Below are 12,021 nucleotides of genomic sequence, written 5' to 3' on the forward strand. Positions count from 1 at the left end.
CTTAGAAGAAATCTACTTCAATTAGATCAGCCAGCGTATCCCCATCTATTAATTCTTCAACCAATTTAATCTTCTTGATTTCAATATAAGGGTCGTTGGCAATGGTTGTTAATATGACCAATAGATTTTGTGACATCGCTTCAATCGTTGTTTTCTCAAATAAAATCGTACTGTATTCAAAGGCCACTTCTAACTTGTGTTGCAATTCGGTAACATACAACGTTAAATCGAATTTGGATACTCTCGTATTTGGAGCATAAGGCTTACAGGTTACTCCATCCATCTGAATCTCTGAAGCATCTGTATTCTGCAATACAAACATGGTGTCAAACAACGGATTCCGCCGAGCATCTTTGGTTACATTTACTTTCTCAATCAATTCTTCAAACGGATAATCCTGATTCTCATAAGCGTTCAACATATTTTCTTTCACTTCCAGCAGATACTCCGTGAATGTTTTATCCGCAGCAGGATTATTTCGAATAGCCAGTGTATTCACAAACATCCCCATGACCGGCTCCAGCTCAGCATGTGTCCTGCCTGCAATCGGTGCGCCTACAATGATATCTTCTTGTCCGCTGTATTTGGACAACAGAATGGTATAGGCGGCTAATAGAATCATATATAACGTTGTTCCTGTCCGTACTTCCATGTTCCTTAAGCCTGGAAGGATGTCTTCCTCCATAACAATGTCCAATACCTCTCCAGCATAGCTTAGCGTTTCAGGTCTCTCATAGTCTGTTGGCAGATCCAATAGCGGGATACTCTCACCAAACACAGTAAGCCAATACTTCTCCTGCTTTTTCATCCGCTCACTATGAAGCTGTATTTGCTGCCATTCAGCATAGTCCTTATATTGAATTCGAAGAGGAGATAGCTCCCCTCCCTTATAGAACTGGCTAAGTTCAGTCATGAGAAGATGTACAGATAGTCCGTCTGCAATGATATGGTGGAGATCTACCAGCAATACATGACGCTCCTGCTGAAGTTCAATAAGTCCCACCCTCATAAGAGGTGCTTGCCCGAGATCAAATGTGCGAACAAACTGTTCAATTCGATCTTCTATCTCTTCTTCCGTTGACTCGATCAATTCAATTCCAAAGTTAACTTTAGGGTATACGATCTGTTTCGGTTCCCCGTGTATGACTTTGAATCCAGTCCGAAGCGATTCATGACGATGAATCAATTGTTGGAATGCTTCTTCCAATCTGATCCGATCAAGCGATCCTTCCAACATAAACATACCTGACATGTTGTACATGAGTTCCTTGCCGGCTTTGATGCTCATAATGTACATTCTCATTTGCGCTGAAGAAATAGGATAATATTCTTTTTCCTCCACTTGAGGAATGGACACTGATACTTCCTGTTCCATTTGTTCAATAGATTGAGCCATCTGTTCAATGGTCTGCCATTCAAAGACGTTTCTTACCGATATGTGGATATTCAGCTTTTGATTGATTTTGGCGGCCAGCTTGGTCGCACGTAAAGAGTTGCCTCCTACATCAAAAAAACTGTCTTTTACACTGATTTTTTTCACGGCAAGCACATCCTGCCAAATAGGCAGCAACTGTTTTTCCACCCCAGTTTGGGGTTCTATATATTCACTTCCCGTTTGTATGTTTTCTTCTGGACTCGGAAGCGATTTGCGATCGATTTTCCCGTTCGCTGTCAGAGGCATGTGATCCAATTGTATAAAGTAGGCTGGTACCATGTAATTCGGCAACACCTTAGAGAGGCTTTGTTTTAACTCTCCCACCGTCAGCGTGGAATCCGCTGTAAAGTATGCACATAATGATTTGTCCCCGTGATCATCCTCATGTGCAACGACGATAACTTCTTTCACACACTCTAGATCTAACAGCGCTGCTTCGACTTCTCCTACTTCGATCCGGTATCCGCGAATCTTAATTTGGTGATCCATTCTTCCCAAATACTCGATATGGCCATCGGGAAGCCATCTCACCAAATCTCCCGTTTTGTACATTGTCGCTCCCTGGACAAACGGATCACGTACAAATTTTTCTGCTGTCAGCTCAGGTAAATTCAAGTATCCTCTACCAACCCCATCACCAGAGATACATAATTCTCCTACGACGCCTACAGGCTGAACTTTGCCATGTTTGTTCAATACATACAGGCGATTATTTCCTAGTGTTCGACCAATCGGTAGGTGAGCTCGTTGATTCGCTGTATCCAGGTGTTCTGGAAGTACACGGTATGTCGCAACATCCACACAACATTCTGTTGGACCGTACACATTAATTATGGTTGGAGGCGTTATATGATTGAGAGCAAATAATGATGTGATTTCATTTACACTTTGCTGAGAAAGAGCTTCACCGCCAATGAGCATATATTTTAGCGATATGCCTTGAACGTTTTTTGCCTTCGAAAGCAATTTCAGGTGCGCAGGTGTTCCGTCTGTCAAATCAATTTGGTGGTGCTGGTAATAATTCATTAAATCTTGTCCATCCAGTACCGTGTCCTTGTCTACAATAAACAAAGCATGTCCTGACAGCAGTGCGCCAAAAATCTGCTTCACAGATGCGTCGAAATAGTAAGGCGCAAGTAAAGCGACATGCAAACCGCTAAGCTGATCATCTATAACTTGACTGTACAACGCTTGAACCAAGTGATGAACCTGACGATGTTCGATCATTACACCTTTTGGCATGCCTGTTGTGCCTGAAGTATAGATCATATAAGCCAACTGCTCGGAATTCCCTTCCGTTTCCAGATTCGACAGATTAGCTGCATAGGTTTCTTCATCGTCCAAATCAATCATTTTTCCATTAAACGATACCAACTGCTTCAAATGCTTTTGCGTGACTAACAACGTTGCCCCCGAATCATGTAGGATGTACCGGATACGCTCTTCAGGAGAATCCGGATCAATCGGTACATACGCCCCGCCTGCTTTTAGAATGCCAAAGATGCCAACGATCATCTCAATCGAACGATCTGTCAGAATACCTACAAATTGATCCTGCTGCACTCCCTCAGCTCTAAGCGTATATGCCAACTGATTCGCCCGTTCATTCAATTGACGATACGTCCATTGCTCATTTGCAAAACTAACAGCCAATTGATCAGGTGTCCGTTCCACCTGTGCTTCGAATAACTCCTGAATGGTCTGATCCCGGGAATATTCTAAGTTGGTATCATTAAAGTCATATAAAAGAACGTTCTGCTCATGTTCAGACAGCATTTGAATATCGGACAAGGCAATATCAGGTTCGATCACAATGTCTCTGAGGATGTTGAACAGATGTGTTTTCATTTTGTCGATGGTATCCCGTTCAAACAGCTCCGTCTTGTAATTAAAGTGCATTTCCAGACACTCATTATCATCCTCAACGATGAACATCAGATCATATAACGATACACCGACATTTAATTCTCTAACTTTAAAGCTGCAATCCTGTTCTTGCCGTTGATTCAACGCGGTATTTAAGAAGATATACATCGTATTAAAAAGTGCTGTCCCAGTGGTATCCCGATGTGTGTTTAATTTCTCTACAAGATTGTCAAAAAGATAGTCCTGGTTATCCAATGCATCCAGGGATTGTTTTTTAATTTCTTCGAGATAGGATCGAAACGACTTATTCCCCACCGGCTGTGAGCGAATCGCTACCGTCTGGATAAAGACACCTATCATATTCTCGACATCCGGATGGTTTCTTCCTGATGTTGGCGTGCCTACAATCATATCTTCTTGTGCTGTGTATTGATGAAGCAGCACATTATACGCTGCCAATAACACCATAAACATCGTAGTTCCCGTTTGTTTCGCAAGCTTTTCCAGCGACTGCTTCAAATGCTGATCCAACACAAATGACAATCTTGAACCTGCCGAAGTCAAATGAGGTGTCCGAACAAAATCAGTAGGCAGATTAAGGTTCGGGAGTTCTCCTTTGAATTGATCCAGCCAATATTTTTCTTGCTGCTTATAAGACTCCCCCGCCAGAAATTCTTTCTGCCAAGCTGTAAAGTCTTTGTATTCAACCTCAATGTCCGACATGCTTCTTCCGTCATACACATCGATCAGTTCATTCGCAAGAATGCCAACGGAATATCCGTCCGATATAATATGATGCATCTCGATGAGAATCTCTGCATGATCATCGTTTACACGAATGAATTCGGCACGTATTAATGGCGCTTTGGAGCAATCAAATGGTTTGGCAAACGCCTTAACATGTTGTTCGAATGAAGCAGAACTTTCCTGAGATCGTTTCACTTCAAAATCAATCGTTGGAGCAATACGCTGGTAAAGCTCTCCATCCATCAGATGGAAACTGGTGCGAAAAGCTTCGTGACGGTGCACGATTTGTTCCAATGACGAAATCAATTTAGCTTCATCGATATTTCCTGTGACCGTAATATGGCCGCACATGTTCTGAAACACACTATTCGGCTCAAATTGATCCAAAAAGTAGATCCGCTGTTGTGCAGATGATGTCTCATAGAATTCCTTGACGTCCAATGCCTTAATCGGAATGAATGTTTCCTCGTTCTCGCCTGTAATCAGACTGGCCAGCTGCTTCAGACGTTGATTTTGGAAGAATTGAACGATTGAAATTTTGTGTTGAAACTGTTCATGTACCTTGGATAGCATTACTGTCGCCTTGAGCGAGTTACCTCCGAGATCAAAAAAGTGATCATGTCTCCCCACTTGATCGAGGGATAATACGTCCTCCCAGATCAAAGCCAGCTTTTTCTCCACGTCATTGACTGGAGACTCGAATATGGCTGCATGATTAACGTGAGGAAGACGCTCCGTAACAAACCGATTATATATTTCCTGTAATTGGTCCTGTTGCTCGGATGAGAACAACGTCAAAGACGAAATTTCAGCCTCTGGATGACTCACCATTTTTTGCAGCAAACCCTTAAATCCTTCAGACCACAATTTCATCATCTCAGGTCCAATAAGCTCGGTATTGTAATCAAAATCCAGGTACAATTCATGGCTAACATCCGTAATATTAAGAAATAAATCGTAAGAAATATGTTTGATCGGATACGACATGAATCCAGTCTTGATATTTTCAAATTGGAGATGATGAATCGTTCTGTCCATATTAAATAAAATCCGGGTATCCGGTGCAGGCATATGAGCAAGCTGTTCGGATACGATGGTCAATGGAACATGCTGATGCTTCATGACTAGAGCCAGCGTTTCCTTGAGCTCAAGGACATGGTCTACAACGGATTGCTTCGTTAACAAGGCATGGTGAACAGGTACAATGTTGACACAGTTGCCAATCAGCGCATTTTTTCGCATATGAGACTGACCCGCTGTAGGCACGCCGATGACAAGGTGAGACTGCCCTGTTAGTTGATGCAAATATAAATGAAACGCTGCAAACATCGTTACAAACAAACTGCTCTTATTATTTATACTTAACGTTCGCAAAGACTCTGTTAATTGATGATCCAACTTGATGGAATATCTTTCACCGTCATATCCCTTGGGCACATCATCGGACGGTGCCGTTGGAAGTGTAATGTTGGGATAGGATAAGGAAAATTGTTCTTTCCAGAACTGGACTCCTTCGGTAAATGAGCCTTTTTCATGTTCAAGTCGTTGCCATCTTAAATACTCACGGAATGGAGTGGATTCAGGTAATTGAACCGAAACTCCTCGGACCAGAGCAGAATAGGTATGTTCCAACTCTTGAATGAATACAGCAATAGACCAGCCATCTACAACAATATGATGAAATGTTAGCACCATAAGGTATTGATCAGTTGCCTTTTTAAGCAAGGTGATTCTAAATAGAGGTTCCCCAGACTGTAAATTGAAGGCTTCATTTGCATCGGCAGATAACCAATTGGAAATTTCCCGTTCTTGATCCTCACCCGCATATGCCGAGAAATCCAACCATGTACATTGAAATTCCATTACGGATCTGATTTGTTGTGTTTCACGATCGGCATGAATGACTGTTCTCAGGGCTTCATGACGCTGTGCGATCTGATTCACGGCCTGATCCAGTGTGGAAGGCTTTATTCCACCTGTCATTTTTAAAATAACACTCTGATTTAATGCAGCATTCGCATCTTCCCCATGTAATGAAGTCAACAATAATTGTTTTTGCTCTAAAGAGAGCGGATATTCCGAAACAGGCGATTCACCAGGGATAAACCCCCACTCGCGTAGTTCATGGATCGTCTCTTTCACGATTCTGATTATCGTATCCATGTCACCCATGGAATGCACAGTCGATATAAAACAGTTACGACCTTCCCAAATATATAAACCTTTATAAATTAAATGGTAGAAGAATAATTCCATATCTCCAAATGATATAAATCGAAATAAAGATCCATAGTTCACCATTTGCATCGGTACATTCGCTATTTTGAAAAACGCATTTAATTCTTTTACAAGATAATCTGTTTTTTCATTTAATTCCTTATATAAAGTTTCTGCTTCAGTTTGAAGATACTGTAATACCGTTAACATCACTCTCATCGTAAGAGGGTGTGTACAGAAGGTTCCACCCACAAACGTTTTCTTATCTGCGTCGGAAGGGTAAGAACTATCACCAAAGTTCCAGGTTCCACCATCTACCGGATTCATAAATTCAGCTTTACCCGCGACTATGCCAATAGGCAGCCCGCCACCGACCACTTTCCCATACGTAACCAAATCTGCTTGAACCCCAAACCAATCTTGTGCCCCACCCAGACCAATTCTGAATCCAGTGATGACCTCATCGAAAATAAGTGCAATGCCATACTGTTTCGTGATCTCTCTAAGTTCCCGTAAGAATTGTGTTGGCTGCATATCAGGTCTTCGACTTTGCACCGGCTCTACAAGCACAGCAGCCAATTCATCACCCAGGTTCTGAATCATATCCAGTGATTGCGGATGGTTATAATTAAGAATAATCAAATCATCCATAGCGCTATTTACAATACCAGGAGCCATAGGCAGCGCAGACGATAAAGCATCCCCAGGATTCGCTACACCCAACACCCCATCATGTGTACCGTGGTAAGATCCTGAAAATAATACAACTTTGGAACGCCCTGTTGCTGCCCTCGCTAAACGAAGTGCAACCATGACAGCTTCTGTTCCTGAATTATAAAATGCGACACGTTCTACACCCGTTAGCTCGGAAATTTTTGCTGCAACATCTCCTGCCAAGTCTGACATAGGGCCCAATGGAGGCAATTGTTCCTGGAGGCTGTCTGCTATTACATTTTGAATAAATGCTGGATTATGACCAAATAGATTCACACCAAATCCCATTGTCAGATCCAAATACTCATTCCCATCCATATCCCATAGCTTAGATCCCTCTGCACGTGTTGAAACAATCGGATACACCATTTCCTTCCAATACGAGCGAAATCCGGACACATTGCGATTATTCGCATGAACCAAACGTGTTTGGCCTGTTTTTAATTTGGAGCCTTTGGTTCTTGCGGTATACTTGGCTATAAATTGTTCAACATACTGGTTCTGAAGCGGTGATAATCCGCTCTCTTCATGAATCTTCAACGATTGATAGGGTATAAAAGGTTTTTTTTCTTCCTTCGATTCCGAATCCGGTTGGATCTTTTTGGATTGATTGGTTTTATTGATTTCATTCATTACCGGTGAAACTTGAACTTTTGGGGTTTCATGATGTTTCATCTCCAAAAGAGGCGATTGAACAGCATTCATTTGCTCGCCTAACAGCACATTCAAACTTTTTAATTGGGACTCCATGAGCTGAATGGCAGACATCACAATTTGTTCCGACACATTCCCTGATGATTTTGCCGTGTTTATATTGTTCACAGATGCCAGATTTTGTTGTTCAGTACGCTCCTGATCGGTTTCATTTTTTATGTTCTCAGATACATCATGTTGTTTTATATTCTCTGACACATATTTAACTAAGGAATTGATATTTGTAAGGGTTTCAAAAAACATTTCCATCGGAATATTCAAACGGAACAGCTCTGAGATCTCCTTCTGAATTTGCACAAGAATGATGGAATCCAATCCCATTTGGAGAAAATGAGCTTGATGATCCAGCTCTTCCAACTTCAGACCAGATGCACGACTGATGCTTGTTTTAATCTTTAATTCAATATCGTTTGTATTCATCTCCATTTGAACCTCATTCCTCTCTGACCTATGTTCCGCTGGTATCGTATGTTTGACTTCAATCCAACACCGCTTCTGCTCAAATGGATATAGAGGCAATGGAATTTTCCGAATGACTTCATGATTATAAAACCTTTCCCAATCAATCACTGCCCCCAGTGTATATAACTGACCGAGTTCATTTAAAGATTCTGCCTTTCCCTGAACATAGAGATGATCGCTAACAAGCGTTTTGTCTTTTTTGGCATAACCAAAATAAACATTTGGCAGTTTACCTTCTCCGCTTGCAATTCGTTTCAATTTTTCATGTAATTCTTGTGTACTCGTGACTACGATGGCAAGTCGATAATCCAGATTAGCCCTTCCCGTACTGGTTGTATAACAGATTTGTTGAATGGGAACATCCATGTGATCGGTTAGATATTCATGGTACGTTCTGACCAATTCGTTCAGCGCCCGTTCCGTAGCAGCAGACAGAACAAATAGATGAGGCTCTTGGGACATTCTTTTATCTACGGTTTGGGAAGGAACATATTCTTCGAGAACCACATGCGCATTGGTACCACTGAAACCAAAAGAACTAACCCCGCATCGTAATGGACCCTCTTTTTCACCAAAAGCCATTGATTCCTGATTCACATAAAAAGGTGAAGCTTCAAACTTAAGCAGGGGATTAGGCTTGTCAAAGTGAACCAATGGTGGAATCTTTCTATGTTGAAACATAAGAATAGATTTAATTAATCCAGCGATCCCCGCCGCTTCAAAACCATGTCCAATGTTAGCTTTGGCAGATCCGATTGCACAAAATTGTTTCCGATCCGTATACTTCTCAAAAGTTTTACGCAAAGCATTGAACTCAACCGGATCACCTAATTTTGTCCCTGTTCCATGTGCTTCAATAAAGTTAAGCGTATCAGGAGAAATGCCGGCTTCTTTCCATGCCTGTTCGATCACATTGGTCTGAGACTCCGGGTTAGGTGCTGTGATTCCTACCGTCTTGCCATCCTGATTAATCGCACTTCCCTTAATCACACCATAGATATGATCCCCGTCCTTAATCGCTTGCTGCATTGGCTTCAACATGACCGACCCAACACCTTCGCCAAATCCCGTGCCGTTGGCATCTTCGCTAAACGTTCTCGTCAATGCATCTGGAGATTCCATATCCAGTCCGATACTTATCGGTAATAATGCCGTTCGAATGCCTCCTGCGATTGCCATTTCACAGTCTCCTGCGAGCAATCCTTTACATGCCATGTGAACAGCAACAAGTGAGGAGGAACAAGCGGTATCAATCGTTAAGGCCGGGCCTTTTAAATTCAAGAAATATGCAATTCTGCTCGCCAGTACAGATGGTAAATTTCCAATGATATAATTTTTGAGTTCTGCGGGGTAACTCGCCGTCACGAGCCGTTCGTAATCATACCCAACTTTGGAATACCCCACGTACACGCCCACATTTCTTCCATTGATTCCTTCCCCTGCATACCCAGCATCTTCAATCGTATGCCATGCCGTTTGCAAGAACATCCTTTGATTCGGGTCCATAAATTGTGCAGTTTTTGGAGTTATGCCAAAGAAAGAATAGTCGAATTGATCAATTTGATCCAAGTAACCACCCTTGATCCATTGAACTTCGCTCATTTCACTTCGCATGGATTGTATATAATCCGCTGCGTCTTTTATCCGACTTTCCGGGTAGTCCCGAATGTTATGCGTTCCATTTTCCAAAACACGCCAAAAATCGCTTGCATTTGATGCACCAGGGAGATTCAAAGACATACCGATAATAGCAATATCTTTGGATGGCGTATGATCCTCTTGAGTTTTGTTGACTTGCATGGTCTCGCTGTAGCCTCTAGCCAGATATGCTGCCAATTCAGTTATCGAGGGATAGGTAAAGAGGTCCGTAACAGCAAGCTCTTCTCCGTATTTTTGTTCTATACGTTCAGCGATTTGGGCCAGCTGTAATGAAGTTGCACCCATATCAAAATAGCTATCCTCAAGTTCAACCTTTTTCCCAACCAGCACTTCAGAAAATAGTGAAGTTAATTCACGTTCTATGACTCGAACCGAAACAGCAGCCTTTCCCTTTGCCTTGTCATTGTCATTCTTGATCCAGTCATGGATGAATGCAGATTCTGTTGAGAATTTGCCTGCTTCATACTGCTTGGCTAACTGATACCGCTGGATTTTCCCACTTGTTGTTTTGGGTAATTTTTTGATGGGCAGTACCTCTTTGACACTCCATCCCCCATGTTTATATAGATGTCTTTTGATTTCTTTAACAAGCGTCAAGAAGTGTTCGATCTTTTTTTTGTACACGACAAACACAATAATTTCTTCACTTTGACTATTCGAATCATACACACCACAAGCAGCAACTCTTCCGAGTTCAATATCATCTAATTGTATGGCGACACGTTCAATGTCATGGGGATATACATTTTTACCATTGATAAAGATAATGTCTTTTTCCCGCCCTGTTACAACCAGTTTTCCGTTCATGATGAAACCCAGATCTCCTGTATTCACCCATCCGTCGTGCGTTAATAACTTCTCCGTTGCTAGTGAATTATTATAATAACCTTGGGTGACGTTATCCCCCTTGATTTGAATTTTTCCAATAACCAAATCGGGAACACTGTTCATTTCCTCATCGCAAATTCTAACATGGCAATAATCAATTGCTTCGCCAACGGCAACAAATGATGCCACATGTTCAGCATGTTTCTCGACTTCGATGACACACTCCCCTAAGTTCAGATGATCCCGGTGAACGTACACCGCAGTAAACTCTTCTTCTACCTTGGGAAAGGAGACGGCAACAGAGGCCTCTGCTAATCCATATACGGTAAACATGGCTGTTTTCTTTAAGTGATATGCTGACAATACATTTAGGAATTCATCACACACTTCGGGTAATATAGGTTCCGCCCCATTATAAATGACTCTGACAGATGACAGATCCCATCCCTCCGCTTTGTCTTCGCGAAAGAAATTCAGGAAGTATTTATAACCAAAGTTAGGAGAAGACAGTATGGTTGCTTTGTGTTCATTTACTTTTTTCATCCATAGAATCGGTTTGCGAATAAATAATTCCGTTGGGAGCAAGTACTGATGAATTCCTGCCACGAGGGGTACGAGATGAAATCCAATCAAACCCATATCATGGGTAAGGGGCATCCAGGAGAGAAAACTATCGTTTGAACTAATTTGTGTGCCATTAATAGCAGCACAAGTATTATAAATCAGGTTTCGATGGGTGAGCATCACGCCTTTGGGATCACCGGTTGATCCAGAAGAAAATTGAATAAATGCCAAGTCATCAGACTGAGGTTCAACTATATTATTAATAGATTCATAATGATATATGGTGTCTTGGATCAGATCCGTTCTGACTTCTAATTGATGATGGAAATCAAGCATGTCATGTTCCAAAACAAATCTCTTCATTTTATCCAGCAACTTCTCAGATGCAATCATGAAAGGGTTATTTAGCAAATTCCAAATACGGCATACTTTCAAGTTTTGTTCTTCATCTTCACCAATACTTACAGGGATAGGGATCATTCCACCGAGTATACAAGCCCAGAATGCGACTAAAAACCGTTTGTTTTCTTGAATCTGAAAAATAATCTCTTGTTTAGGTTTAATTCCGATGGCTTGTAGATAGCCTAAATACCCTTGTGCCTCAGTAAATAATTGATGATAAGATATAAAAGTTTCACGTTTGTCCGCATCGATAAAACGAATACCGCGGTCCGTTATTTTACCTCTGTCGCGGATAATATCCACTAGTGTTTGAAACTGATTAGTATACATATCTCTCCTCCAAATGAATCATCTCTAACATGCTTATCTAATTATTTACACATATTTCAAGCAAAATTTTACCATAGAAATAT

The 12,021-nt window shown here is 41.5% G+C and carries 1 protein-coding gene; it reads right to left on the minus strand.

Annotated elements, in window-relative coordinates:
* Window position 1: 1 nt before the first annotated feature.
* Window positions 2-11,938 (minus strand): amino acid adenylation domain-containing protein, encoded by an 11,937-nt coding sequence (locus MKY95_RS19970; protein ID WP_339194125.1) that lies wholly within the window; start codon window positions 11,936-11,938, stop codon window positions 2-4.
* Window positions 11,939-12,021 lie beyond the last annotated feature (83 nt).

This window comes from Paenibacillus sp. FSL P4-0176 (assembly GCF_037975265.1).
Classification (GTDB): domain Bacteria; phylum Bacillota; class Bacilli; order Paenibacillales; family Paenibacillaceae; genus Paenibacillus; species Paenibacillus amylolyticus.